This is a genomic window from uncultured Pontibacter sp. (assembly GCF_947495565.1).
In the GTDB taxonomy this organism is placed as follows: Bacteria; Bacteroidota; Bacteroidia; order Cytophagales; family Hymenobacteraceae; genus Pontibacter.
On record NZ_CANLZM010000010.1, the window covers coordinates 94,217 to 119,106 of the forward strand.

The window sequence follows — 24,890 nt, forward strand, 5'->3', positions numbered from 1 at the left end:
ATAGGTATACATAATGAAATTCATAGTCTCTTCTTCTGCTCTCCTGAAGCAGTTATCCAGCATAAATGGTGTGGTAACCAATAATCCGGTTGTACCCATCTTAGAGAACTTTCTGTTCGAGATAAACAACAGCAAGCTTACTATCACAGCCAGCGATCTGGAAACATCCATGATCACAGAACTGCCAGTGGAGGCGAAGGAGAATGGCCGCATTGCCGCTCCCGCTAAAATTCTGCTGGAGACGCTTAAGAACCTGCCGGACCAGCCAGTAACTTTTACCATAGACGAAGAGACGTATACCATCGAGATTAGCTCTTCTAACGGTCGTTACAAACTATCAGGCGAGAACGCTACAGATTTCCCGCGTGTACCTTCTGTGCAAGGTGGTAACTCTATTGAAATACCGTCTAACGTGCTGGCAAGAGCCATCAACAAAACTATTTTTGCGGTAAGCAATGATGAACTTCGCCCGGCCATGACAGGTATCTTCGTGCAGCTGCGTTCAGAGAGTGTTACATTCGTAGCTACCGACGGACATCGCCTGCTGCGTTATCGCCGCACGGATGTTGGCACGGCTCAGGAAGCATCTATTATCGTGCCTCGTAAGGCTTTCACGCTGCTCAAGTCTACGTTGCCATCTGAGGCTACGGCTGTGCGGATGGAATTTAACCAGTCTAACGCTTTCTTCAGCTTCGATAATATCCGTATGATTTGCCGCCTGATAGACGAGCGTTATCCTGATTATGAGAACGTAATTCCGGTGCAAAACCCGAACAAGCTGGTTATAGATCGTGCAGACTTACAGAGCTCTGTTAAGCGTATCTCTATCTACTCAAACAAAACAACGCACCAAATCAGGTTAAAGCTGTCAGGCTCTGAGCTGCAGGTTTCTGCCGAGGATCTTGACTTCTCAAATGAGGCGAACGAACGCTTGACCTGCCAGTACGATGGTGAGGATATGGAGATCGGCTTTAACGCCAAGTTCCTGATGGAGATGCTTAACAACATCGATTCTGACGAAATCACGTTTGAGCTGTCTACACCAAACCGCGCTGGTTTGCTAATGCCGATTGTAAACGAGGAGGCCGAGGACGTACTGATGCTGGTAATGCCGGTAATGTTGAACAACTACGTTTAAGCTTAAAGTATAAATATTGAAAAAGGCGAACCCTCGGGCTCGCCTTTTTTTGTTTGCGACCATACTGTAACAAGTATAGGGTAGTACTTCAAACTAAAACAAAGCCTACGTTTGCCATGGCTGAGTAAATGCAAAAAATTATTATAGCACAAACTTTGCAGGCTTGAAAGTAATTATTATCTCTGCTTACGCAGCTGTATGAATACTGGGAAGTGGTCTGAATACCCGCCTAAGTATACAGAGCCGCTATAAGTACTTTTCGGTGCCTCTTTAAACTTGCCCAACGTATACTTTATGTTTACCGGGTCATAGATCTTGGCAGATCCGCGCACGTACTCAAGCCCTTGCTCTGGGCCAATCAATGATTTTGATATAATTACCTGGTCCAGCATCTGGAAATCACCGCGGTAAGTATAACTGCCAAGGCCGTTTACATAAGCCATGTAATGCGTGTTAAATAGCTCCTTGTTATATGCTGGGTTAGGGCGGCCTGTGGCTTTTAAGGTTTGCTGCATAACACTGGATCGTGGCTCGGCGTCAAAATCGCCTAGCACTATGATTTTTGAATTCGGGTCGGCTTTCTGCTGCTTTTCAATTTCCTGGCGCAGTGTGGCAGCGGCTGCATGCAAGCGACTTTCATCCTGCCTGCCACGGCGGCTGCGGCTGCGTGGAGGCCAATGGTTAATATAAATTGTAATCAGTTCGCCCTGCAACTCACCTTTCACCTGCAGAATATCACGCGAAGTATAATTTTTATCTTTGAAGTTGATCTTAAGGTATTGCGTAGAAGTAGGCTTGAAAATTTTAGGCTTGTACAGTAGCGCTATGTCTAAACCTTGAGGGTCATCCATATCTTTGTGAATGGCGTTGTACCCGAGTTTGCGAAGAGGAGAGGTGGCCAGTAAGTCATCTAAAACGTACCGGTTTTCTATTTCGCCCAGACCTATAATAGCCGGGCCATTGTTGCCGCCTATACCTGCAATAACTGCTGCAACGTTGTTTAGCTTCTGCTTATAACGCTCCTCCGTCCAATTCATCTCGCCTTCAGGCGTAAAAGGGTCGTCATTGGTTTTTGGGTTATCCTTCGTGTCGAAAAACTTTTCGGTGTTGTAGAAAGCAACCGTATGCAGCTTATCCTTTTTAGAAGTTATAGGTAGCTTTGAACATCCGATGAGGGTGAAAAAGGTAAAAAAAAGAAAGAGAGTTTTAAATCCGTGGCGCATCGCGTAACTTTGTGCTGTCATATGATATACGCATATTACGAGAACCCTATACTATAAAGTTTAAAATTGAGCTCATGAAGAAATCAGAAATATACTTTAGCATTGCGTTAGACGATAACCGGATACCGGAGGCCATTAGCTGGCGTGCCACTGATGCCGGGGACAAAATCCATTTTGCCAAGGCTATCAACATCTCACTTTGGGATCGTGATGAGGCTGGCACTATGAAGATTGACCTTTGGACAAAGGATATGCCAGTAGACGAAATGAAGTACTTTTACATTGATACAATGGGAGCTATGGCGCAAAGTATAGCCACTGCTACCAGCGATCAGGTAATGGCCCAGAAAATTCGTGATTTATGCCAGGAGCTGACCGACCATGTGGAGCAGGACCGTCTGAAAAACGATAAGGAAGGTAAGCAGTAATTTTCTACTACCACCTCATGAAAACACTGAAGCCGTTCCTGTCAGGAACGGCTTCAGTGTTTTTGAAATATTATTAATGCTACGATAAAACTTACAGGAGCTATTAGTTTACGCTAACTGACATGTCAGGGCTAGCGCTTTCAGCAGCGGCTACGGCACCAGTGTTTTGGTTATTAACGGTAGCCATAAATTTTTTATCCGCTGCACTGTATACTTTTCTATCGCCGAAATAATCATTGTACTGCACAGTGCTTAATACTTTTTCTAAGTATAAATCACGCTCGGCGTATATGTTCTTGCAAAGGTCATCGATTTTAGCCTGCTTACCGGCAAACTGCTGCTCGATAGCGGTTATTTGCTCTGCAACCTGTAAGTTTATTTCCTTTACTTTTTTGGATTGGAAGTTATTCAAACGTAGCTCTTTTATCATTTGATTTGACAGATTCTGTGCCCTGGCTGCAGCTACTGCCTTAGAAGACCTATCCCCATTAGCTTTAGTTGCAAACGTGCACCCAAACATCATACAAACCATTATTGCTATTTTTTTCATAATCTTATCCTTCCTTCTTAAGTTTTATTTTCTAGTTTCTTATACTTACAACGAGCTAAAAAGGGTGAAAGATTCCGGCTGCTGCAAATATTTTTATGTCTAATATAGTGCAGATACCATGCCAAAAAGCCCGTTTAAACTTAATTAAACGGGCTTTTTCTATTTTATTGAAGTATGATTACCACTCGTTCATCCACATCATCGACTCCACAGGAGTAATGGTGCGGCGATTGTATTTAGCGTTTTGCTTGGTGTTATAGTAGTTCTCAATTCCACCTTTTACCTCAAAGTATATAAGCTGACCAATAGGCATGCCATGGTATATACGCACTTTCTGGGACACAGAAATCTCGAGTGTCCAGGTGTTGCAAAAGCCTACATCGCCCTTACCGGCTGTGGCGTGTATGTCAATTCCCAAACGCCCTACGCTGGACTTGCCTTCCAGAAAAGGAACATGTGCATGGGTTTCGGTATACTCCAGCGTTACGCCCAAGTATAACTTTCCTGGTTCCAGCACAAAACCTTCCTGCGGTATCTCGAAAACGTCTATTTCGTTGTGCTTACGGGCATCTAGCACCTCGTCTTTGTAACGCGCCAGGTAACGGCCTAAATGTACGTCATAAGAGTTGGTGCCGAGGCAAGAGCGGTCAAAAGGCTCCACCAGAATGGTACCTTTCTCTATCTCCTCCAGTATCTGCTTGTCTGATAAAATCATATTGGTGGGTGTTTTGGAATGCAAAAGTAAGGAAATTGCTCGATTCTTGAGTCGTTAAATTGCTGAATTGTTAGCGGAGAAACAAAAACGGCAGCCTTTTGATGAGCTGCCGTTTCGGTATAAATTAATGTATTCCTTATTGCTGTACTGTCTCTTGTAGCGCTTCGTAGTTTGCCTGCACATACTGCTTTACCAGTTCATCGTCTATGGCTGTAGACACGAACAGAGCTTCGTACTGAGACGGGGCAAGGTATATGCCGCGCTGCAGCATGCCGTTAAAGTAACGGCCAAACAAGGCCGTATCGGATGTCTTGGCAGACTCGAAATCAAACACAGGCTTATCTGTAAAGAAAATGCTGAACATAGAGCCTATGCGGTTGATCGTATAAGTCAACCCTAGCTTCTGAAGGTTCTGCTGCATACCTGTTACCATCTTATTGGTGGTCTGCTCCAGTTGCGTGTATACTTCCGGGTGCTCGTTCAGGTAGGTTAGCATGGCCATGCCTGCTGCCATGGCAATAGGGTTGCCAGAGAGAGTGCCTGCCTGGTAAACCGGGCCTGCAGGAGCTACATAGTCCATGATCTCTTTTTTACCGCCATAAGCGCCAACCGGCATGCCGCCACCTATTATTTTGCCCATGGTGCTCATATCCGGAGTTACGCCGTACAGCTGCTGCGCACCGCCAGCCGACAGCCTGAAGCCGGTCATCACCTCATCAAAAATCAGTACAATGCCTTCTTTGTCGCACAGGGATCGGAGGCCTTGCAGAAAACCTTCAGCAGGCGTCACTAAACCCATATTGCCAGCCACAGGCTCCAGAATAATAGCCGCTATCTGTCCTTTGTTAGCGTCAATCAGCATCTGGACTGCTTCCAGGTTGTTAAAAGGAGCGGTAAGTGTATCGTTGGCAGTACCTTTGGTTACACCGGGGCTATCTGGCACGCCTAACGTAATGGCGCCACTACCCGCTGAGATCAGGAAAGAGTCGCCGTGGCCGTGGTAGCAACCTTCAAACTTTATAATCTTATCGCGGCCGGTAAAGCCACGCGCCACACGAATAGCCGACATGGTGGCCTCCGTGCCGGAGTTTACCATACGTACCTTTTCTATACTTGGCACCATACTTACAATCAGCTCTGCAATCTCGATTTCCTTGCGGGTAGGAGCCCCAAATGAAAGAGAATTAGGTATGGCTTTCTGAACCGCCTCATTTACCACCTCAGCAGCGTGGCCCAAAATCATTGGTCCCCAGGAGTTGATTAAATCGATGTAACGGTTGCCGTCCTCATCAAACATGTAAGGGCCTTTAGCTGATACCATAAAGCGCGGATTGCCGCCTACTGCTCTAAAAGCCCGGACAGGGGAGTTCACACCACCCGGAATTGATTTCTGAGCGCGAAGGAAAAGATCGTTGCTGATTGGTGCTTGTATCATAAGTATAAATAATCTTTTAGATGATGTTCTTGATTAAAGTGCCGGATTAACTACTGTTAGTTCCAGGTTCTCCAGCTTAAGTATAGGCACAAACTGGTTGTCGGCCTGTAGCTGGTTGCGCAGGTTTTGGTCTGTATAGCCGATGCCGCTGTACAATACGCCCGGCTGAATGCCAGCTCCTGCCAACTGGCTGTTAAATTGCGGGCCGTACTGCTTCAGTAACTGACCAAAGTAGTATAGCATTTCGAAACCGGCATACGCGTACTGCGACGGCGGCAGGTTATAGTTGTTTGTAAACTTCTCCCGGAAGCTTTTGCTGGCCGGGCTAAGCTTATTCACATATTTAGGGCTGATAAAATACACCTGCAGGTAGTCAAGCTGTTGCAGGGTAACCTGGTTAATATCCAGCCACTTGTCATAGGCTATCAGGGGTAGTTCAGGAGCTTTGCCTTGCAGCAGGCTGGTGGCATTTACAGCGGCTATCATTTTATCGGAGAAAACCGCCATGTGGCCGACTCCTTCTAACTTAAGCTCTCTGAATGCCGCCGCCGTGGCGGTTGCCTCCGTTGGCCTTAGTTTTTTGTATACCCTAACCTTACCGCCAAGCTGCTGAAACTGCTTGCGGTAGTGGTAGGCAAAAGTGGTGTCCTCCTTCGCGTTCTCGTAAAGTATAACCGCAGTTTTAGGCGAGAAATTTTGGTAAGCATAGGTTGCCGCCTGCCGTGCCTGCGTGGCCACCGACGATTCGAAAAGGAAGACGTTGCCGCTGCCTGCTGCCATCTCCACATCCTGCGACAGCGGATTAATTACGTTTATGTTATGCTCTGATGCATAGCGCGCTGCCACCTTTGCCGTAGTTTTGTAAACTGGCCCGATGATAAGGTTCATTCCTTGCATTTCGGGTTGCTGCAGTACTTGCTTAACGCTTACTGTATCTGAGCCGGTGTCGTAGGTGAACAGGTTAAGGTGTATGCCCTGCTGCTTTAGCGAATCCTGAGCCAGCTTCATGCCTGCATACATGTCTGTTATAAACTGGCTTTTTCGGGCGGTGGTGGCGTAGTTCTGATTAAGCTGAAAGGGGAGGAGAACGGCCACATCAAAACCTTGCCTGTTCAAGGCGTCTTTGCTCAGGTAGCGGTTGCGGTCTAGCTTAAACTCCTGCACCAGGCTCTCCAGTATCCTGCGGTCCTGCGGGCGATACCATCCCCCAATCAACTTGTCGGCATAAATTCGAGCCACTGTTTTATCGGAGCCGAAACGGCGCATTAGCGTCTCATACTTTGCCCGGTCATTTAGCCGGTTCAGGTAGTATCTTTTCAGGCCTTCCGCATCCTGAGCCAGCGAAGAGCCCTGCAGCTCCTGCAGTTTGCTTAATGCGCGTTCGTGTTCATTCTGCTCAAACAGCACATTGGCGAGCAAATAATCTGCGTCTGCCATTCCTTCCCAGTCTGGGTGCTGGTTTTGCAGTTGCAGCAGCATCTGGTAGGCTTCCTCTGTTTTCCCTGATTTTAAAGCGGCCAGTGCGTAGAAATAGGAAGCTTCCGGAGCATAGTTACTACTTTGGGTAGTCAGCGGCATTAATTCAGCCATCGCCAAATCGTAGCGTTGCTGCTGTAGCAGCACTTTGCCGTTGTTATAAGTAGTTGCTGGGTCCTGGGTTTGCGCTTGGGCAGGCAAAGTCAGCGCACTCAGCAGCGCAAGGCCTGCTAATTTCTTACAGAAGCTTCTATTCATACTTTAAACTTATTAAGGGCAAAAGGCAAAGGACAAAAGACCCCGGCTGTTACCAAAAAGTCCTTCATCCTTTGCCTTTCTATTCATTTGTTATAGACTGCTATTCCCACTCAATAGTTGCCGGTGGTTTTGAGCTGATATCGTAAACTACGCGGTTAACGCCTTTCACTTTGTTGATGATCTCGTTCGACACATCGGCCAGGAACTCATAAGGTAAGCGGCTCCAGTCTGCGGTCATGCCGTCTATACTTGTCACGGCGCGTAGGGCTACCACGTTCTCGTATGTACGCTCATCACCCATAACACCCACCGACTGCACTGGTGTAAGTATGGCGCCTGCCTGCCAAACTTCGTCGTACAGGCCTGATTTTTTCAGGTTGCTGATAAATATATGGTCTACCTGCTGCAGCACTTGCACTTTCTCTGGCGTGATGTCGCCAAGTATACGGATGGCTAAACCTGGACCCGGGAAAGGGTGGCGGCCGATGATGATATCGTCAATATGTAAGGCTTTACCTACTAAACGGACTTCATCTTTAAAAAGTGTTTTCAGTGGCTCCACCACCTTCAGTTTCATAAAGTCTGGCAAGCCGCCTACGTTGTGATGCGATTTAATGGTGGCAGATGGCCCCTTCACACTCACCGACTCAATTACGTCCGGGTAAATGGTGCCCTGCGCCAGCCACTTCACATCCTCAATCTGGTGCGCTTCATCATCAAATACCTCAATAAATACGCGGCCAATAGCTTTACGCTTCTGCTCAGGATCTGTAAGTCCGGCAAGGGCGCTGTAAAACTTGTCTTTCGCGTCTACGCCTTTTACGTTCAGGCCCATGTGCTTGTAAGAGTCCAATACGGTTTCGAACTCGTCTTTGCGCAGCAGGCCATTGTCTACAAATATGCAGTACAGGTTTTTACCAACTGCCTGGTGAATCAGCATGGCAGCCACGCTGGAATCCACCCCTCCTGAAAGGCCAAGTACTACCTTATCGTTGCCGATCTGCTCTTTAAGCTCAGCCACTGTGGCATCAATAAACTGCTCAGAAGTCCAGTCTTGCTGGCATCCGCAGATGTGCACCACAAAGTTACGCAGCAGGGTTTTGCCCTCGTCTGAGTGGGTTACCTCCGGGTGAAACTGGATACCGTACGTTTCCTGACCTTTTAATTTGTAAGCAGCTACGCGTACGCTCTCAGTGCTGGCAATTACCTCAATGTTATCCGGAATTTCCTTAATTGTATCGCCGTGCGACATCCATACCACAGAACCTAATGTTAGTTCCTTCAGCAGGCGGTCGGCGTTGTGCAGCTCGCTTAGGCGGGCGCGGCCATACTCACGGATAGTGGAAGGTGATACTTCTCCGCCATGCTCATGCGCAATCAGTTGTGCCCCGTAGCAAACACCCAGCACAGGGAGGTTGCCTAAGAACTGGCTTAAATCAATGGTGGGGTGTTCAGTGTCGCGTACCGAGCAGGGGCTGCCCGACAGAATCACGCCTTTTACTTCTTCTGTAAGCTCCGGCACATGGTTGTACGGATGAATCTCACAGTAAACATTAAGTTCGCGAACCCTTCTGGCAATAAGCTGGGTGTACTGCGAACCAAAATCGAGGATGAGAATTTTTTCTGGCATGTGCAAAGGTAAGGTAGTTTGGGGGTATAAGGCAATTTATTTTGATGTTAACTCGCGTAGGGCATTAAATGGCCGGCTAATTTTAAAATAGGGGCAAAGTGTGAAGTGACGGCTTATGCTTATAAGGTAATGATTTCAAAAGCAAACTAGAGCTCCTGCACCAAACCCCGATTTTAAAAAAAGCCAACTATAATCCTTTCACCCTCAGTATTATTAACCCATACGGAGGTTTAAACTGATATTTTTTATACTTCAGGATTTGCAGTTCATGATATTCTTCGTACTTTTGTAACGGCAAATCGGCACGGCCAGCTCCCGTCGAACTCCCCCAGGGCCGGAAGGCAGCAAGGGTAGATGGTTGAAGCGGCGCGATGTTGGTTTGCCACTTTTTTTTGCCCCTACCTCAAGGCTCCCGCAGCCACGCAAATTTCTAACATTTCTTTCCGGATTCTGGATTAATGCTTTAGCTTTGTACGTATAACATTAAGCATCTCTACACTATGAAATTCTTTATCGATACGGCAAACCTGCAGGAAATTCAGGAGGCACACGACCTCGGCGTGCTCGACGGCGTGACCACCAACCCATCGTTGATGGCTAAGGAGGGCATTTTTGGCCATGATAATGTCATAGCACACTATAAGCAAATCAGCGAGATAGTGGACGGAGACATTAGCGCGGAAGTAATTGCCACAGATTTTGACGGAATAGTGCGCGAAGGAGAGTTTCTGGCAGAACTGCACCCGAACATTGTGGTGAAAGTACCTATGATCCGCGACGGTGTGAAGGCGATCCGCCATTTCAGCGAAAAAGGCATCAAAACGAACTGTACTTTAGTATTCTCTGCCGGACAGGCCATACTAGCTGCAAAAGCAGGAGCTACCTATGTTTCTCCTTTTATCGGTCGCCTGGATGATGTGGGCACTGACGGGATGCAGCTGATAGAGCAGATTGTGCAGATTTACGGAAACTATGGCTACCAAACGCAGGTACTGGCCGCCTCTGTGCGCCACGTTATGCACCTGATACAGTGCGCTGAGGTTGGCGCCGATGTGGTAACCTGCCCGCTAAATGTTATTACAGGTCTCCTGAAGCACCCACTGACCGATAGCGGTCTGGAGAAGTTCCTGGCAGATCACGCCAAAGGAAACAAATAAGTTAATTGCGAGTTACGAATTACGAATCAAGAAGGTATACTGTTCTTTCTGATAACGCTTGCTTGATCCGTAATTCATAATTCTTAATTCGTAATTCACTCCATGTACATCATCAAAGTAAAAGGCAAGGCCAAAATTCCGGATTACATACAGCTCCGCGACGAAAATTTTGTGCTGATTGCCTACTTTAGGGCTGACCGACCACTCAAGAACCTCGATAGGTATGGCCTGGAAGGCAAAGAAGAAGCCTTGGCTACCCTGATCAACTCGCTTGAGTTCGGCAAACTACAGAAATTAGATATTTAACCAGTACCTATGAGTTTTTCCTCTTCACCAGTGGTATCGTTACGCGACGTGACAATTTACCAGGATGTAAACACCATTCTCAGCAACGTAAATTTTGATGTTGAGAAAGGGGAGTTTGTATACTTGGTGGGCCGCACGGGAAGCGGTAAAAGCTCACTACTAAAGACACTGTACGCCGACCTAACACTGCAAACCGGAAATGCCGCCGTAGCTGAGTTTCAGCTGAGCAAGCTGCGCCGCAAACAGATTCCATATCTGCGCAGAAAAGTGGGCATCATTTTCCAGGATTTTCAGTTGCTTTCGGATCGTTCGGTGGCTGAGAATTTAGCTTTTGTGCTGCGGGCTACCGGCTGGAGTGATAAGTCGAAGCGTAAGCAGCGTATCTCGGAAGTGTTGATGCGTGTTGGTTTAGATGCCGCTGCCAATAAAATGCCGCACCAGCTTTCCGGTGGCGAGCAGCAGCGTGTGGTTGTGGCCCGTGCTCTGCTGAACGAGCCTGTTATACTTTTTGCAGATGAGCCCACTGGTAACCTGGACCCTATGGTGGCGGATGGCATCATGAAGCTTTTCCAGGAAATTAACAAGCACGGAACAGCCGTATTGATGGCTACCCACAATTACGAGATTATTCAGCGCTACCCGCAGCGCGTACTTAAATGCGAGCAGGGCCGCGTGCTAGACTCTAAAGTAGAGGAGTTTAGTCTCGTAAACCAATACTAGGCAATTTATACTTGCTGATCTTAGCTTTTAGTGAGATTTACATTTGAACGGCTTGGGAATCAGCTTGGGCTAAATCTTCCACTGGCCTAATCTCTTTATACTGACTTTGAGCTTGCTGTATCGTTCGTTTCACACTGGCAGACAAGTTAGCTTCAAGCGTTCTGTAACGGCTGTTCAATGCGCTCCACCAGCCATCAACCAGTAGCCAGTCCCGGTTTTCATACTTATCTGTGTTTTCCTGCACTTTTGAGGTAAAGCGGGTATAGGTTTCGGCAATGTTCCCAGCCGTGATTTCGCTTAAGTCATCACTCTGAATTTCCAGCCCCAGCAGTTCTTTACGGAGTTTATAGCGGTGGCTGGCATCCTGGTATTGCTGGCCTCTTTTCTCCAGTGCGTTATTATACCGTTGGTCCAGTTGGTCAGCCTCTGCGCGCTGTTCCGCGCTAAAGCTCTGTCGGCTGGCTTCAAGACGGCTTCTTTGTTCCTCGTATTCATTCTGAAGGTTCTCCTTTTCTTCCTCCCAGGAAACTGAGTCATTTTCCGCTTGCTGCATAGCTCGCAGCTTTGTTACGCTTAAGCTATCTTGCTCAAAACCAGTTACGAAATCTCGATAATCAGTAATGGCTTGTTCGGTAGCGGCAGTCTGTTCTGCATCCTGGCCGTTGCAAGAGACAAGCAGGAGCGGGAGGGCTAAAAGTATATACCAAAATTTATACATAGCTACTTAAATTTGTTTCAGTTTTAGCTAAACGAGCTTAATTCAGGCTGGGTTTCATACCTGTAAACACTTGTGAGCCTGAGCTATCTGGTTTACTTCAGAACATTTGCCGTTCATATTCCTATATTTGCTTTACATCACCCAAGTATAACCCGCTATGGAAGACATTAAAATGACGGCATCAAAGGCGCAGTATGCAAAGTTAAAACCTGAGCTTGATGCTGCCTTCAGTGTCGTGATGGCTACGATGAGTTTGGAGGAGGGGCCGCAGGTGCAAGCGTTTGCCAGAAGCATTGAGAGTTATCTGCAAGTGCAAAAAGCGGTTCCGTGTGGCAGTGGCTCCGAAGCACTGGAGCTGTCTCTGCTGGCGTTGCAGCTGCCCGCCGGAGCCGAAGTTATACTTCCTGCCTTTTGCTACGAAGCGTTACCTGAAATAATCACAAAGCTTGGCTTGAAACCTGTCTTTGCGGATGTAGCTGCAGATACTTTTATACTTGATCCGGCTGCGGTAGAACGTTTACTTACACCAGCTACAGCTGCTATTGTGCCGGTACATCTTTTTGGCCAGTGCGCCCCTATGCAGGAGCTGCTGGAGCTGGCAGCAAAGTACAAAATATGGGTGCTGGAGGATGTGACACAAGCCTTGGGAGCGACATATACATGGCCTGATGAGCAGACGCAGCAGGCTGGGGCAATAGGCCATATCGGTTATGCTTCCTTTTACCCAACCAAACCTACGGCAGACGCCGGAGAGGGTGGAACCGCCTTTACCAGCAACGCTGAACTGGCGCAGCGGATGCAACAGCTGATATCCGACGGTATGGGCGGGAAGTATACGTTCAGTACGCACCTCGAAACGCTGCAAGCCGCCATGCTGGATGTAAAAATCAAGTACCTGAACGGCTATAACGAATCGAGGCAGGAGATAGCCCGGTTTTATGATAATGCTTTTGCTGAGACAGAGCAAATCCAAGCGCCTAATCGTGCACTTTACAGCTCACATACATATCAGCAATATACTATAAAAGTGGCTCCCGACATGCGAAATGGGCTACAGCAGCACCTGCGCGACAATTTTATTCCAAGTATGGTATACTATCCGCAGCCGCTGCACTTGCTGCCAGATTTTAGCAATTTAAGATATAAAAAAGGAGACCTGCCGGTGGCGGAGCTGCTCAGCCAAAGTACGCTTGCCCTGCCCATGCACTCCGAACTGAAAGAGGATCAGCTAACCTATATTTGTCAGCATGTGCTAAATTATGTTAAGCAGAATAGTTGATGGAGATGAAAGTATAGCTATAGTTTCCAGCCGGTAATGCCGTAAATAACCTTCCGCAGCCAGGCATTCATCTCTGGGTAGATATTCAGGTTGAGAGCCAATACCATATAGGTGGCTAAGATCAGGAATGATCGTACAATGATATCTAAAAAAACATTACCCAGATAGGGCAGGAGGTATGAGCCACCCAGCGTAGCCGCAGCGATAGCGGTTATACGTAGCGCGCTCCAAGTAAACGGCTGAATGTGATAAATGAATTTTACAAATAAAAGACGGGCTATGTTCATGGTCACCAACGAGATCATGGAAGCAAGCGCTGCTCCCTCTATGCCATAGCGCGGAATAAAGTACCAGTTCGTCCAGATGGTGAGGCCGGCCAGCACCATGTTAAAAGCCAGATCCCATTTATACTTGTCTGATGTAGCTAAAATAGCCCCGTTCAGGCTTGTGGCCAGGTCTACGAGGCGGGCCAGCGCCAGAAACAGCACCACGTACTTGCCGGCGCGGTAACTAGCGGGCATAAATTCGTAGATGTTGTCTATGTTCGCCCAAATGCCAATGAAGATCAGCAGCCCCACAATCAGGTTGATCATGGTCACGTTCTGATACAGCTTGCCCATACCCGCCATATCCTTCTCCTTCCAGTACTCTGCCACCTGCGGGTGCGCTATTTTAAGTATGGAGCGGCCTGGTACAAGTATGGCGCTCGTCATGAAGAATGCCGTAGTGTAAATGCCGTTGTCAGAGAGGCTGTAGGAGGAGATCATCACCTGGTCTACGGTGGTAATGATGGTGGTGGAGACATTGCCGAGCAGCGTAAAGAAGCCATAATAAAATAACTCCCGAATGGGGATGATGCTCATGACAGCCAGCGAGGGCTTCAGGTAAAGCTGCTTCAGCCAGATAATATAGCCAGCCAGTGCCAGCGCGCCCACCGAATTCACGATAATGTAGAGCAGCACAAAAGTATGAAACTCCATCACGCCTAAAGCATACACACTGATAAGCGCCGTAGTAAGTATGCGCAGCAGGAAATCCTGCACAAACGAGGAGGCAATGGTTTTATAGAGCGAGCGCAGGTACGCCGTGAACATGTTGAACAGCAGCGTGAACAGCGAGAGCGGAATCAGGTAATAATAATAATCGATGATGAGCGGTGAGTTGTTGATGTAATAATCAACAACTGTTGGCTTAAAGAGCAGAAAAAGCGCTGTGGTAAGTATAAAGCCAAGCAGCGGCACCGAGAGCAGCAGGAACAGAAAACCATTGTGCTGCTTCTCCGGATCCCTGAAATACGGAAAGTAGCGCACGCTCATGTTCACGAAGCCAAGGGCGGAAAACTGCGCGTACATAACCGAAATGGACAGCAGCAGGCGCGTAAGGCCCACCTCCGCTTCGTCCATAAAGTTCGGGAATAGCAGCACCGTGTTTACATACCCGATCAGGATGCCGGCATACGAAATAGTGGTGTTCCAGATTCCTTCGCGCTGTAAGGTTCTGCTCATTGGCTAAAGAGTGAACCGCAAAAATAGTAAATGCGATGGATACTATATAATTAGTTGAGCTTTGAGAGGAATTTATGTGTTATACTTGTTTCCCGCCTTTTGATATGGCTGCTGCCTCCGCACACGTATAAAATTCTGAGCCGGCCGCTTTTAGTTGCTGCAGTATTGTCTCCAGCACTTCGCGCCAGCTTGGTTCGCCTTTGGGCACGGGGTGCTCGTTGTATTTGGAGTAATTCTCATTATGCCAAAGTATGGTGAGCAGCCCTCTGAATTTCTGCACCTCCTCCAGCATCGGCTGTATTTTCTCCAGTGCCTCTTTCGGTTTCAGATGCATAAAATTTACATCGTACAGCGAAGCATCCATCAGCATCAGGGGCAGTTCCAAATAAGTATGCGCTTTCCGGTTTTTAAAGTCGAAAGGGTAGAAGGGGTGGCAATAAGAATTTCGGAATCCGATATGCTCTGAAAAACCTAGGGTAGAGTCGTAGGCAAGATTGCTTTGCTGTAGCACCTGCGGGGTAGTTTCTGGCTGAAAGCAGAGGTAGTGAAAGCGGTTGCCCTGCGCCTGCTGTGCCAGTTTGCCACGGTCCGACTTCAGCTGCACCAGGTCGTTAGCCGTTCCGAAACTGCCTTGCAGCGCCACCTCATGTCTCCGGTCCGATATTTTTTGCATCAGGTTCTGGTACTTGAGTTTGGTCAGGTCGTGGTCAGCATTGGGGTGGCCATTGTAGCGCTGGTTGCTCGGCAGGAAAAAGAAGGTGGTCTTTGCGCCATACTTTTCAGCGGTAGCCATTACCTCTGGTAGGTTAAACCAAGCGTCTTTACCCACTGCTTTCTGCAGCAACACTTTTGTCAGGTCAAACGCTTTGGCATGGTACAGCAGTTGCTTGCCAGCCACGTGCCATGCGCTGTGCAGGCGGTCCACATTGCAGGTAAGGCAGGTGGCCATGCCGTTATTGCCCCAATGGTCGTGCTGCAGGTTTGCCCCGTATACTTTCTCCAGCACTTCCCGCAGCATCTCGAAATAATAATTCACTACAGGCTTGGTGATAAAGTTATACCTGGCCTGCACACTGGCTTTGTAAGTATAACGATGAAAGCGGTCACGCTCTGGGCCATAATACTCTTGCCACCCGCTGAGCAGGAAAAAGGCTGAGGCTATAATATCATAATTTATACTTGCCGAGCCGTCAGGGTGGTATGTGATAAGCTCTTGCTGGTCGTCCTCCTCAAAAAAGAGTGGCAACCTAACGCCTTGCCACTCTTTCCAGAAAACCTGCTGCGGGCGCGGGCGCTTCTTTTCAAAGAAACTCCCCTCATACTTTTTTATGTTGATTTTGGCTGCACCGCCTGCGCCGTAGTTAAAACTAAGCGCTTTAGACTTAGGGTAGAGCAGGTGGAAATGCAGTAAAGTGAAATCGTATATATACAAAATGATTATTTTATTACTTCGAGCCAGCCCTTATAAACTTTGCTGGTTCTGCTGCTGGTAAACTTATAGTAGTATACACCAGCCGGCGCTCCATCCGCCGACCAGCTATTGTCATAACGGTCGGATTGGTATACAGATTTTCTACACTAGTAAATTTTTTAGCTAAAGCGGTTTTACTGAAATATCAGAAGTCTGAAAAAGCGGAAACTGTCTTTTCTTTTTGGAGGGGATTTTTGAGGCCTCATTTGCTTAACTGGTTGGGTTGTCGACTCTAAAATAATCGGTGCTCCACTGGAATATGATAATCAAACCAGGCATTAGTCCATCAAAGCATTAATGATTTATAAATTTATCAATATACTTTAGTACCAGGGTGCCGCTGAAGCCATCATAAGCCGTACCTACCGTGGCATTGTAGTATTTTGCTCTCTCAACTGTATCAGGCTTGCTATTAAGATGCTTGTGCAGCAGATGAATCAACTTTCCTGGCCCGTCTGCTATGTCTATAAGCCCGTGCTCAATAAAGCCATAGTAGTCACTCAATTTTTGGTTTGGACTGAAATCGTAAAAAATAGACCACACGTTTAACAGTACCGCCTCTAAGTGGATACCCGAGTTACCGCTTATTTGCACATCAATCTGGCGCAGGTAGTCAAATGTTGTTACAGTTCGGCTATCGGAGAGGGTTATTTGAGGGCTTATTGATGCAATCCGGGAAAAGTTTCGGGTATCGCGCGGGTGAGGGCGGAGTATGGTTTGAAGCTCAGGAAACTCTCGGGTCAGCTGCCGTACCAGTTTCTCTACTTCCGCCACATCATCCATCAGGTTACTTCCTATACCAATGGTTTTGATAATCTGATTCGTGTTGCGGTAAGGTACAAATGCATCTGCTTTCGGCATGCCTACCAGTCTTACCTCACCAGTTATCGGGCCGCATAATTTATACTTATCCCATGCATCCTGGCCTTCCAGTAAATTTAAATCATACTCCAGGGGAGGAAATATAGAGCTGACACTCGCATGTTGAATATAAACTGTTTTGACGCCTGATGCTTTCGCAGCCAACAGCATGGCGCGAGCATCGGGGTTATGGTCATTTGCGAAAACGATCGCGGCAGGTTTATATTTCCGTAGTTTAGTTAAGTATACTTCGTAAAAGCCGACAGCATCATACAGCACGTCTGCAAAACGCTGCGTGCTTAATTTTTTGTTTTTTAAAAACCAGAAGTATAGCGGTAAAAATTTATAGTAATACAGGATCTTCTTTCGGAGTGAAATGCGCTCTACTGCTTTGCTATACCTGCCAATATTTTTGCTTTGGCCTGCTACCATAACAGTTTCAGGTAAATTATCTTTTAAAAAGTGCAGGCTGTCGTAGTTATTTTGACTTACAACATATAGCCATACTTTACCCTGTAACTTTTGAGGGCGCTCTACCTGCCGGAATAAATTTCCGAATAGCCGCACCAACGTATAGCCTGCCATCTTGAGCAGCCTTTTTACAAGCGAACTCGGCGAAACGGCAGCTTTTGCACTTTCAGGAAGTTTTAAAAAACCGTCCGAAAAGTGCAGGTGGAGAATACGGTTGTATAAAGCATACCATTTTTGCATGTGTTACACCAAATCCCAGTTAAGCGGCGTTCCGGCCTTTATGTCCTGCTTTGCCTGCTTGCCCAGCAGCGTGTCGTAGTGCTTGGGCGCGAGCCCAAGCCCCGGACGGATCACGCGGATATTCTCGCCGGTCAGCTGCTCGCCGGCGGCAATGTCTTTGGCCGCGTAGACGGAGCGCTTGAACAGGCGGCTCTTCTCCTCGGCCCGCTGCACGCCGTACTGCACGTGCCCCATGGCCTGCCAGGCCCTTTCCGACTCCACCACCAGCGCATGCAGCTCCTCGGGCTCCAGCGAGAAGGCCGAGTCCACGCCGCCGTCTGCCCTGCGGAGGGTGAAGTGTTTCTCGACCACCGTGGCTCCCAGGGCCACGGCCGCCACGGCCGCGCCTATTCCCATGGTATGGTCCGAGAGGCCCACCTGCACGTTGTAAAGCTCGCGCATGTGCGGAATGGTGACAAGGTTGGTGTTAGCGGGCGTGGAAGGATAGGTGCTGGTGCACTTCAAAAGTATGAGCTGCAGGCAGCCGGCCTGGCGCAGCACCTCTACAGCCTCGGCCACCTCCTGCAGGGTGGCGGCCCCGGTGCTCATGATCACGGGCATGCCCGTGGCGGCCACCCTGCGCAGCAGCGGATGGTCGGTGTTCTCGAAAGAGGCGATCTTGTAAACCGGCGCTCCGAGCTCCTCCAGGAAGTCCACCGCCGTCTCGTCGAAGGGGGAGGAGAAGGCGATCATGCCGCGCTCCTTTGCCCGCTCAAAGATTGGCTTGTGCCACTCCCACGGGGTGTATGCCTCCTTATACAGGTCATAGAGCTCGCGACCTTTCCAAAGCGAGTTCTCATCCTCGATGGTAAAGGCTCCAGGCAGTGTCATGGTGTCGGCGGTGTAGGTCTGCAGCTTTATGGCATCAGCCCCCGCGTGCGCGGCTGCATCCACAAGGGCCAGGGCGCGCTCCAGCGACTGGTTGTGGTTGCCCGACATCTCGGCGATGATAAAAGGTTTGTGGTTTGGCCCGACCAAACGGCCGGCTATGTTGATATCGCTAGTCATGTTTTTCTCTCTTTAAATTTAATTCTTTGATAGCCCCAGCACGAAACGGTGCGCCTGAGGGTGCTCCGTATCAGGCGCACCGTATGCAAAGCCGGCCTTCTCGAAGGCTTTAACGGATGCCATATTGTCTTTCTGCACCAGCCCCTCCACAAGTTCTAGTTCAGGATGTTCCTGCAGGAGCCTCTCAACGCCCTTCAGCAAAACCACGTGCCCAAGCCCTTTGCTCCTGAACGCGCTGGCAACCAAGTAGCTGATCACGGCCCTGCCCTCCGAGAGGCTGAAGCGGATCTGGGCTGCGGGCACACCTGCCGCCTCGGCGATATAGAGAGGCGTGGCGGAGTCTACCAGCCTTGCCCTGAACCACGCCTGGTGATTGGTCAGCGGGATGGGCTTCGGGTTGAAGGACTGCCGCCTCACCTCCGGGTCGTTGTTCCAGTTGTAAACCAGCAGCAGGTCTTCTTCTGTCGCTTTTCTAAGTGTAAGGATGGCGGCAAGGCTGAGTTTGCGAAACCCCTCCCGCAGCCGCACGTCGCTTTTTCCGTCGAAGTATCCCCGCTGCACCCGCACCTGCTGAATGAACTCTGCTGTCAGGTTTTCGAGGCTTGTGCTTTGCAGCTCCTCATACTTCCTGGCAACACCTGTGCCCGTCAGGAATGCGTAAAGCCCCTGCTGGTTGTCGGCCGTCTGCAGCACGTAGAGCAAACCGCCCACAGAGGCATACTCGTAGGCCACGCCGCTGGCAGAAGTTACAGCCACAGCGCAAGACTGCATCAGCCGGCACATCTGCTTGTCATTCAGGTTCCGGTGCAACCTGTATTTTGGGTTCTGTAGCAGCCACGCCTCCAGTTCGGGAAGATGCTGATAAGCACTGCCAACTATCACCTCAACCTTAGCTAAATTTTGGATGCGCCCCAGGTCTTTAGCGATTTTTAAAGTATGATTTTGCGGATCAGCGCCGCCCATGTTAAGAAGGGCGCGCGCACCTGGCGCGGGTAAACCCCGTGGTGACGTGGCTGCCTGAAGAAAAGGAGGCCGCAGCAGCGCATACCTGGGCCCGAGCAGTAGTTTGGTGTAAGGCGCGGTTTCATACTTTTCTTTTGCGATTCCGCCTGCCATATTGATCACAGCGTCCGCCGCGAAAGGATAGGCGTGTATGTCATCGATGCAGACAAGGGCGCAGCCTTTGGCCTTGATCACCTGCTGGTAAGCCGTTCCGAAGCTGTAGCCGTCGAGCACCACCACGTCCGTCGGGCGCAGCACCTTCTCCGCCAGGTAATAAGCTTCCAGCTCACCCACCTCTCCCTCCGGCAGCACAAGCACATCTGCGCACACTTCCCGCAGCTGCCGCACCAGCGGCTCCTCCGGCTCCTGAATGGCGAACACGCAAGAGAACTCACCCTGGAGCATCCGGGCCAGGGCCAGAGACCTCACCACGTGCCCTAGGCCGATGCGGCTGTTGCCGTCGGCACGGAAGACGATGCGGGGCTTCTCCTTAGCTATATCTTTGTCTCTATCGTTCAATGTTGTGCAGCAGTCTGTACTTGAGTTCGGCCAGTTGCCAATCCGTTTCCGTGTCGATGTCCTGCGCCTCCAGCTCCGAGAGCTCCACTACGCCCGAGTTGGCGGTAAAGATCTTTCCGCTCTCCAGAAACTTCCCCGCTTGGAACCAGTAGAATTGGCCGGCGTCGTGGAAGGCTGCAGTCAGGTCCTGGGAGCGGCTGTTCAGGTGCTCGGGCCAGTTCATCACGGCCTTGCCGTCCTCCACCTTCAGGCTTCGCCAGATCGGGTAAGAGTAGCGCAGCACCGGGAAAACCGAGTCGAAACCGCCTTTGGTGAGCTTAGCGTAAGCAACTCCAAGTATATCGGCCGTGACGAAGGGGGCGGTGGGGTAAATGCAGCAGGCGTGGTCAAACTCCCTTCCCGCCGATTCATACCTCTCCAGCACCTCCGCAAGCACCTGGGCCGTGGTGGCGTAGTCGTCGGAGGCTTTTGGGCTCCGCATGAAGGGCACGCTGGCGCCGTGCTCCCTTGCCACTTGCGCGATTTCTTCATCGTCCGTGGACACCATCACCTCCCCGAAAAGCCCCGACGCCAGCGCCGCCTCCACCGAGTAGGCGATGACGGGCTTGCCCAAAAAGCCTTTGATGTTCTTGCGGGGGATGCGCTTGCTGCCCCCGCGTGCCGGTATGATGGCGATGTTACGCACCCACAAACTCCTTGACCTTGCCGATCACGAACTCCTGCTCCTGCTGCGTCAGCGTCGGGTACATGGGCAGGCTCAGGCAGGCGGCGTAGTAGCTTTCCGCCTCCGGGAAATCACCTTTGCTGTAGCCCAAGCCGCGGTAGTAGGGCATGGTGTGGGCGGGAATGTAGTGCACCTGCGCGTAGATGCCGTGCTCCCGCAGGAAATTGTAAAGTCCTTTTCGGTCGGCTACCTTGATCACGTATAGGTGATAGGCGTGGCCTGTTTCCCCGCCTTGCAGCGCCTCTGCCGCTGTGGCGAGTGTCTCGATGCCCTGCACCGCGGCAAAGGCCTCGTCGTATACCTTGGCGATGCCCCTGCGCCGGGCCAGGCCTGCGTCCGCGCGCTGCAGCTGCGAGAGGCCCAGGGCGCAGAGCATGTCGGGGATGCGGTAGTTGTAGCCCAGCTCCTGCATCTCCATATACCAGCCGCCGTGGTTCTCCTCCAGCAGCTCCGTGTCGCGGGTGATGCCGTGGGTGCGGTAGAGCAGCAGCTTTTTGTACAGCGCCTCGTCGTTGGTGGTCACCATGCCGCCCTCGCCGGTGGCGATGTGCTTCACAGGGTGGAAGGAGAAGATCGCCAGGTCGGCGTAGCGGCCGTTGCCGCAGTGCTGCCGCTCGCCCCGGCTGTCGGTGAAGTAGCCGCCCGGGGAGTGGGCCGCGTCCTCGATGAGCCACAGCTCGTGCTCGTCGGCCAGGTTCCGGAACGCCTCCAGGTTCACCGGGTTGCCGGCGAAGTCCACGGGGATGATGCCGGCGTAGTGTCCCTTCGGTTTGCTCTCCACCAGTTGGCGCACCTTCTCCACGTTCAGCAGCGCCGTCTCAGGGTCGATGTCGGCGAACTCCACCTCGCCGCCGCAATAGCGCACGCAGTTGGCAGAGGCCACGAAGGTGATGGGGGTGGTGATCACCCGGCTCCCCTGGCCCACGCCCAGCGCCAGCGTGCACAGGTGTAGCGCGGCCGTGCCGTTGCTCACCGCCACGGCGTACTTGGCGCCCACATAACTGGCGAAGGCCTCCTCGAACTGCGCCACCTTCGGCCCCTGCGTCAAAAAGTCCGACTGTAGTGTCTCTACCACCGCCTGAATGTCGGCGTCGTTGATGTGCTGGCGGCCGTAAGGTATATGCATTTTGAGTTCTGAGTTCTGAGTCACGAGTGAAATCTTAAGTTCTAATACTTTAGTCTTTTACGCAGTAAAATTAGGGTCCACGTGCTCACGAATCTGATCGCGCAGCTGTTCTACAGTTAACCAATCAGTATTGGTGCCGGAGTTGTATTTAAAGCCCATTTCAACCATTTTGCCGTTGTGTGCTTCCAGAAATTTCTCTGTGCTCCAAATAGGCGTAGACGGAAGTATAACATAATATTTGTCCAGCTCCACGGTGTTGAGCGAGTCGGTTTCGGTGATCATCTCCTCGTGCAGTTTTTCGCCCGGACGGATACCAACGATCTCCTGCTCGCAATTTGGGCCAATAGCCTCGGCTACTTCCGTTATGCGGTAAGAAGGAATCTTAGGCACAAAAATCTCTCCGCCCCAATGGTTTTCAAGCGCATGGAATACTAGCTCAACGCCTTCCTCCAACGATATATTAAAGCGGGTCATGTCCGGGTGTGTAATCGGGAGCACGCCATCGGCACGTTTTTTCATGAAGAATGGCACAACGGAGCCTCGGGAGCCGATTACATTGCCGTAACGGACTACTGAAAAGCGGATGTCGCGCTTGCCACGCATGTTGTTGGCGGCCACGAAAAGCTTATCGGAACAAAGTTTGGTGGCACCGTACAGGTTGATTGGCGCAGCGGCTTTGTCTGTCGAAAGGGCTACTACATCCTTCACGCCACAGTCCAGGGCAGCGTTAATTACGTTTTCAGCTCCCAGCACATTGGTTTTGATGCACTCCATTGGGTTATATTCGGCAGCAGGCACTTGTTTAAGGGCAGCGGCATGCACAATAATGTCAATTCCTTCGCAGGCGCGCTTAAATCGCTCTCCGTCGCGCACATCACCAATAAAATACCTGACAGAGTTATACTTGCTGTGCGGGAATACCTGCGACATTTCGAACTGCTTTAGCTCATCGCGGGAATAAATTACCACTCTTCTCACATCCGGGAAGCGGGCATATACCATCTCCACGAATTTCTTGCCGAACGAGCCTGTGCCGCCCGTAACTAATATAGCCTTGTTGTTGAGGTCTAACGCCATCCTACTTTTTTCGCTTTATACTTTGGGTGCAAAATGGTCACCCAATCATGCTGCAAGATACTTATTTTAACGGAAGGGAACATAGGCGGGACCTGTGCTAAGCAGCAAAATTTAAGAGGTAGCCAATTACGGGCCGCCTCTTAACTACAGTAATTTATACTTGTGTGATATGCTCTAAATGAAGCTCTTTGGTTGAAATCTCCCGCATCTCTACTTTTCTGATTTTGCCTGTCACGGTCATTGGGAAGCTTTCTACAAATTTCCAGTATTTAGGTATTTTAACGGTTGCTATTTTCCCTTTGCAGAAAGCTGCCATTTGGGAGGCGTCAACGGATAAGCCTTCTTTCGGTTTTACCCAGGCCATTACCTCTTCGCCATACTTGGCGTCCGGCACACCGATTACCTGCACATCTACAACTCCCTGGTGGGTCATCAGGAATTCCTCTATTTCGCGCGGAGCGATGTTTTCACCGCCTCTAATGATCGTGTCCTTTATTCTGCCGACTATCTGCACATAACCTTCTTCATCCATCACGGCCAAATCACCGGTGTGCATCCAACCATTGCGAATGGCTTTGGCCGTGGCTTCGGGCATGCCCCAATACCCGAGCATGACGGAGTAGCCCCTGGTGCAGAGTTCGCCTCGCTCACCCCGCGGCACTACCTGGCCAGTTTCCGGGTCCACAATTTTTACCTCCAGGTGCGGGTGCACAGTGCCAACTGTAGATACTCGCTTATTTAAGGGAGCATCCGTTCTGCTTTGGGTGGATACGGGGCTTGTTTCCGTCATGCCGTAGCAAACGGTTACCTCCTGCATATTCATTAGCTGCTGCACTTTCCGCATTGTCTCGATAGGGCAGTTAGAGCCGGCCATAACGCCGGTGCGCAGCGAAGAAAAATCATACTTATGGAAATTCGGATGATCCAGTTCGGCGATAAACATGGTAGGCACGCCGTAAAGTGAGGTGCATTTTTCCTCCTGCACGGTCCGCATCACCTGTTCAGGCTCAAAGAACTCACCTGGTACAACCATGCAGGCCCCATGGGCAATGCAGGCCAAATTGCCGATCACCATCCCGAAGCAATGATAGAAAGGCACGGGAATACAAACGCGGTCCTGCTTCGTATACTTTAGCAGCTCACCAATAAAGAAACCGTTGTTCAGGATGTTGTGGTGCGAAAGCGTGGCTCCTTTTGGATGGCCGGTGGTGCCGGAAGTGTATTGGATGTTGATAGGGTCGTCGAACTGCAGTGTCTGTTCCCGCGCCTCCAACTCAGCGGTTGTTATACTTTCTCCGGCTTTTAGAAATGTTTCCCAGTCCCGGTCCAGGATTATGGTTTGCAGCGGATATTCGCACGAAGGCCGGATTTCCTCCAGCATCTCCACATAGCTTGTGCTCCGGAAGTTAGGGGCTGCAATCAGCAGGTTTATCTCGCTCTGCCGCAGCGCGTACTGCAGATCGTTGATTTTATAGCCGGGGTTAATAGTGACAAGTATAGCGCCTACGCGGGCTGTGGCAAACTGCACCAGTACCCACTCGTAGCGGTTGGGAGACCAGATGCCCACGCGGTCTCCGTGCTGAATGTTGCAGGCTAACAGGCTTTTTGCCACCTGCTCCACCTGCTCCCAAAGTTGGTTATAGGTGGCGCGGTAATTCTGCGTCACCATGACAAGCGCTTCGCGGTCTCCGTGCTTTTCTACTGTGCTTCGAAGGCTCTGACCGATGGTTTCACCGCGTAAAGGCGTGGTGCTGGCGCCGTGGCTATAGGAAAGAGTAAGCATACTTTATAAGGTTGTTAGTCCTTCAATTTCA

At 50.1% G+C, this 24,890-nt stretch carries 22 protein-coding genes, 1 other RNA gene and 1 pseudogene; 7 read left to right on the plus strand and 17 right to left on the minus strand.

Features of this window, described 5'->3' with window-relative positions:
* Positions 1-13 precede the first annotated feature (13 nt).
* Positions 14-1,138 carry a DNA polymerase III subunit beta gene (gene dnaN / locus Q1B04_RS13490; RefSeq protein ID WP_299759585.1) on the plus strand — a complete coding sequence of 375 codons (1,125 nt, stop codon included), beginning with the start codon at positions 14-16 and terminating at the stop codon, positions 1,136-1,138.
* A 176-nt stretch (positions 1,139-1,314) separates the two neighbouring features.
* Here dnaN and Q1B04_RS13495 read toward each other — a convergent pair whose 3' ends face one another.
* Complete coding sequence (locus Q1B04_RS13495; protein WP_299759587.1) at positions 1,315-2,382, minus strand: endonuclease/exonuclease/phosphatase family protein; 1,068 nt, start codon at positions 2,380-2,382, stop codon at positions 1,315-1,317.
* Between the two features lie 53 nt (positions 2,383-2,435).
* Here Q1B04_RS13495 and gldC point away from each other — a divergent pair, with 53 nt between their 5' ends.
* The gene (gene gldC / locus Q1B04_RS13500) at positions 2,436-2,789 is read left to right on the plus strand and encodes a gliding motility protein GldC (protein ID WP_299759589.1); all 354 of its coding nucleotides are present in this window, start codon (positions 2,436-2,438) and stop codon (positions 2,787-2,789) included.
* Positions 2,790-2,892: 103 nt separating this feature from the next.
* Here gldC and Q1B04_RS13505 read toward each other — a convergent pair whose 3' ends face one another.
* The 5 genes from Q1B04_RS13505 to guaA all read right to left on the minus strand — a co-directional run bounded on the left by Q1B04_RS13505 (position 2,893) and on the right by guaA (position 8,853).
* On the minus strand, positions 2,893-3,219 hold the full coding sequence (locus Q1B04_RS13505) for a hypothetical protein (RefSeq protein WP_299759591.1): 327 nt from the start codon (positions 3,217-3,219) through the stop codon (positions 2,893-2,895).
* A gap of 298 nt (positions 3,220-3,517) precedes the next feature.
* Positions 3,518-4,054, minus strand: a complete 537-nt coding sequence (gene dcd, locus Q1B04_RS13510; protein ID WP_299759593.1) for a dCTP deaminase — start codon at positions 4,052-4,054, stop codon at positions 3,518-3,520.
* Positions 4,055-4,190: 136 nt separating this feature from the next.
* On the minus strand, positions 4,191-5,489 hold the full coding sequence (hemL, locus tag Q1B04_RS13515; RefSeq protein WP_299759595.1) for a glutamate-1-semialdehyde 2,1-aminomutase: 1,299 nt from the start codon (positions 5,487-5,489) through the stop codon (positions 4,191-4,193).
* Between the two features lie 33 nt (positions 5,490-5,522).
* Positions 5,523-7,223: an ABC transporter substrate-binding protein gene (locus tag Q1B04_RS13520; RefSeq protein WP_299759597.1), complete on the minus strand. Its 1,701-nt coding sequence runs from the start codon at positions 7,221-7,223 to the stop codon at positions 5,523-5,525.
* Positions 7,224-7,323: 100 nt separating this feature from the next.
* Positions 7,324-8,853 carry a glutamine-hydrolyzing GMP synthase gene (guaA, locus tag Q1B04_RS13525; RefSeq protein WP_299759599.1) on the minus strand — a complete coding sequence of 510 codons (1,530 nt, stop codon included), beginning with the start codon at positions 8,851-8,853 and terminating at the stop codon, positions 7,324-7,326.
* 291 nt (positions 8,854-9,144) lie between these two features.
* On the opposite strand from guaA, the gene ffs reads away from it, so the two are divergent.
* From ffs to Q1B04_RS13545, 4 genes are all read left to right on the plus strand, one after another.
* Positions 9,145-9,242, plus strand: an RNA gene (ffs, locus tag Q1B04_RS13530) — signal recognition particle sRNA small type.
* 111 nt (positions 9,243-9,353) lie between these two features.
* Positions 9,354-10,010, plus strand: a complete 657-nt coding sequence (gene fsa, locus Q1B04_RS13535) for a fructose-6-phosphate aldolase (RefSeq protein ID WP_299759601.1) — start codon at positions 9,354-9,356, stop codon at positions 10,008-10,010.
* Positions 10,011-10,112: 102 nt separating this feature from the next.
* Positions 10,113-10,316, plus strand: coding sequence for a fructose-6-phosphate aldolase (locus tag Q1B04_RS13540; RefSeq protein WP_299759603.1), 204 nt, complete (start codon positions 10,113-10,115; stop codon positions 10,314-10,316).
* A gap of 9 nt (positions 10,317-10,325) precedes the next feature.
* The gene (locus tag Q1B04_RS13545; RefSeq protein WP_299759605.1) at positions 10,326-11,036 is read left to right on the plus strand and encodes an ATP-binding cassette domain-containing protein; all 711 of its coding nucleotides are present in this window, start codon (positions 10,326-10,328) and stop codon (positions 11,034-11,036) included.
* Positions 11,037-11,073: 37 nt separating this feature from the next.
* Here Q1B04_RS13545 and Q1B04_RS13550 read toward each other — a convergent pair whose 3' ends face one another.
* The gene (locus tag Q1B04_RS13550; protein ID WP_299759607.1) at positions 11,074-11,754 is read right to left on the minus strand and encodes a hypothetical protein; all 681 of its coding nucleotides are present in this window, start codon (positions 11,752-11,754) and stop codon (positions 11,074-11,076) included.
* Positions 11,755-11,911: 157 nt separating this feature from the next.
* Here Q1B04_RS13550 and Q1B04_RS13555 point away from each other — a divergent pair, with 157 nt between their 5' ends.
* Positions 11,912-13,033: a DegT/DnrJ/EryC1/StrS family aminotransferase gene (locus Q1B04_RS13555; RefSeq protein WP_299759609.1), complete on the plus strand. Its 1,122-nt coding sequence runs from the start codon at positions 11,912-11,914 to the stop codon at positions 13,031-13,033.
* Between the two features lie 17 nt (positions 13,034-13,050).
* On the opposite strand, the gene Q1B04_RS13560 is transcribed toward Q1B04_RS13555, so the two are convergent.
* The 10 genes and pseudogenes from Q1B04_RS13560 to Q1B04_RS13600 form a co-directional block, all read right to left on the minus strand.
* On the minus strand, positions 13,051-14,538 hold the full coding sequence (locus Q1B04_RS13560; RefSeq protein WP_299759611.1) for a polysaccharide biosynthesis C-terminal domain-containing protein: 1,488 nt from the start codon (positions 14,536-14,538) through the stop codon (positions 13,051-13,053).
* Positions 14,539-14,617: 79 nt separating this feature from the next.
* Positions 14,618-15,970, minus strand: coding sequence for a hypothetical protein (locus tag Q1B04_RS13565; protein WP_299759613.1), 1,353 nt, complete (start codon positions 15,968-15,970; stop codon positions 14,618-14,620).
* Positions 15,971-15,975: 5 nt separating this feature from the next.
* Positions 15,976-16,095: pseudogene (locus Q1B04_RS20035) on the minus strand (hypothetical protein); the annotation flags it as partial.
* 208 nt (positions 16,096-16,303) lie between these two features.
* Positions 16,304-17,581: a hypothetical protein gene (locus tag Q1B04_RS13570; protein ID WP_299759615.1), complete on the minus strand. Its 1,278-nt coding sequence runs from the start codon at positions 17,579-17,581 to the stop codon at positions 16,304-16,306.
* 3 nt (positions 17,582-17,584) lie between these two features.
* The gene (gene pseI / locus Q1B04_RS13575; protein WP_299759617.1) at positions 17,585-18,628 is read right to left on the minus strand and encodes a pseudaminic acid synthase; all 1,044 of its coding nucleotides are present in this window, start codon (positions 18,626-18,628) and stop codon (positions 17,585-17,587) included.
* A gap of 18 nt (positions 18,629-18,646) precedes the next feature.
* On the minus strand, positions 18,647-20,149 hold the full coding sequence (pseG, locus tag Q1B04_RS13580; protein ID WP_299759619.1) for a UDP-2,4-diacetamido-2,4,6-trideoxy-beta-L-altropyranose hydrolase: 1,503 nt from the start codon (positions 20,147-20,149) through the stop codon (positions 18,647-18,649).
* Entirely contained in the window at positions 20,139-20,834 is a 696-nt protein-coding gene (pseF, locus tag Q1B04_RS13585; protein WP_299759621.1) for a pseudaminic acid cytidylyltransferase, read from the minus strand. The genes pseG and pseF overlap by 11 nt, the downstream gene beginning before the upstream one ends.
* Positions 20,827-21,999 carry a UDP-4-amino-4,6-dideoxy-N-acetyl-beta-L-altrosamine transaminase gene (gene pseC / locus Q1B04_RS13590; RefSeq protein WP_299759623.1) on the minus strand — a complete coding sequence of 391 codons (1,173 nt, stop codon included), beginning with the start codon at positions 21,997-21,999 and terminating at the stop codon, positions 20,827-20,829. The genes pseF and pseC overlap by 8 nt, the downstream gene beginning before the upstream one ends.
* A gap of 57 nt (positions 22,000-22,056) precedes the next feature.
* Positions 22,057-23,076, minus strand: a complete 1,020-nt coding sequence (gene pseB, locus Q1B04_RS13595) for a UDP-N-acetylglucosamine 4,6-dehydratase (inverting) (protein WP_299759625.1) — start codon at positions 23,074-23,076, stop codon at positions 22,057-22,059.
* A gap of 154 nt (positions 23,077-23,230) precedes the next feature.
* Positions 23,231-24,859 carry an AMP-binding protein gene (locus Q1B04_RS13600; protein ID WP_299759627.1) on the minus strand — a complete coding sequence of 543 codons (1,629 nt, stop codon included), beginning with the start codon at positions 24,857-24,859 and terminating at the stop codon, positions 23,231-23,233.
* Positions 24,860-24,890 lie beyond the last annotated feature (31 nt).

Bases quoted from the DNA above. Each gene is read 5' to 3' on its own strand.
- fsa (WP_299759601.1), top strand. From the start codon at position 9,354: ATGAAATTCTTTATCGATACGGCAAACCTGCAGGAAATTCAGGAGGCA.
- Q1B04_RS13540 (WP_299759603.1), top strand. From the start codon at position 10,113: ATGTACATCATCAAAGTAAAAGGCAAGGCCAAAATTCCGGATTACATA.
- dnaN (WP_299759585.1), top strand. From the start codon at position 14: ATGAAATTCATAGTCTCTTCTTCTGCTCTCCTGAAGCAGTTATCCAGC.
- gldC (WP_299759589.1), top strand. From the start codon at position 2,436: ATGAAGAAATCAGAAATATACTTTAGCATTGCGTTAGACGATAACCGG.
- pseI (WP_299759617.1), bottom strand. From the start codon at position 18,628: ATGACTAGCGATATCAACATAGCCGGCCGTTTGGTCGGGCCAAACCAC.
- Q1B04_RS13495 (WP_299759587.1), bottom strand. From the start codon at position 2,382: ATGACAGCACAAAGTTACGCGATGCGCCACGGATTTAAAACTCTCTTT.
- dcd (WP_299759593.1), bottom strand. From the start codon at position 4,054: ATGATTTTATCAGACAAGCAGATACTGGAGGAGATAGAGAAAGGTACC.
- hemL (WP_299759595.1), bottom strand. From the start codon at position 5,489: ATGATACAAGCACCAATCAGCAACGATCTTTTCCTTCGCGCTCAGAAA.
- Q1B04_RS13560 (WP_299759611.1), bottom strand. From the start codon at position 14,538: ATGAGCAGAACCTTACAGCGCGAAGGAATCTGGAACACCACTATTTCG.
- pseB (WP_299759625.1), bottom strand. From the start codon at position 23,076: ATGGCGTTAGACCTCAACAACAAGGCTATATTAGTTACGGGCGGCACA.
- Q1B04_RS13545 (WP_299759605.1), top strand. From the start codon at position 10,326: ATGAGTTTTTCCTCTTCACCAGTGGTATCGTTACGCGACGTGACAATT.
- Q1B04_RS13555 (WP_299759609.1), top strand. From the start codon at position 11,912: ATGGAAGACATTAAAATGACGGCATCAAAGGCGCAGTATGCAAAGTTA.
- guaA (WP_299759599.1), bottom strand. From the start codon at position 8,853: ATGCCAGAAAAAATTCTCATCCTCGATTTTGGTTCGCAGTACACCCAG.
- Q1B04_RS13600 (WP_299759627.1), bottom strand. From the start codon at position 24,859: ATGCTTACTCTTTCCTATAGCCACGGCGCCAGCACCACGCCTTTACGC.
- pseC (WP_299759623.1), bottom strand. From the start codon at position 21,999: ATGCATATACCTTACGGCCGCCAGCACATCAACGACGCCGACATTCAG.
- Q1B04_RS13550 (WP_299759607.1), bottom strand. From the start codon at position 11,754: ATGTATAAATTTTGGTATATACTTTTAGCCCTCCCGCTCCTGCTTGTC.
- Q1B04_RS13505 (WP_299759591.1), bottom strand. From the start codon at position 3,219: ATGATAAAAGAGCTACGTTTGAATAACTTCCAATCCAAAAAAGTAAAG.
- Q1B04_RS13570 (WP_299759615.1), bottom strand. From the start codon at position 17,581: ATGCAAAAATGGTATGCTTTATACAACCGTATTCTCCACCTGCACTTT.
- Q1B04_RS13520 (WP_299759597.1), bottom strand. From the start codon at position 7,223: ATGAATAGAAGCTTCTGTAAGAAATTAGCAGGCCTTGCGCTGCTGAGT.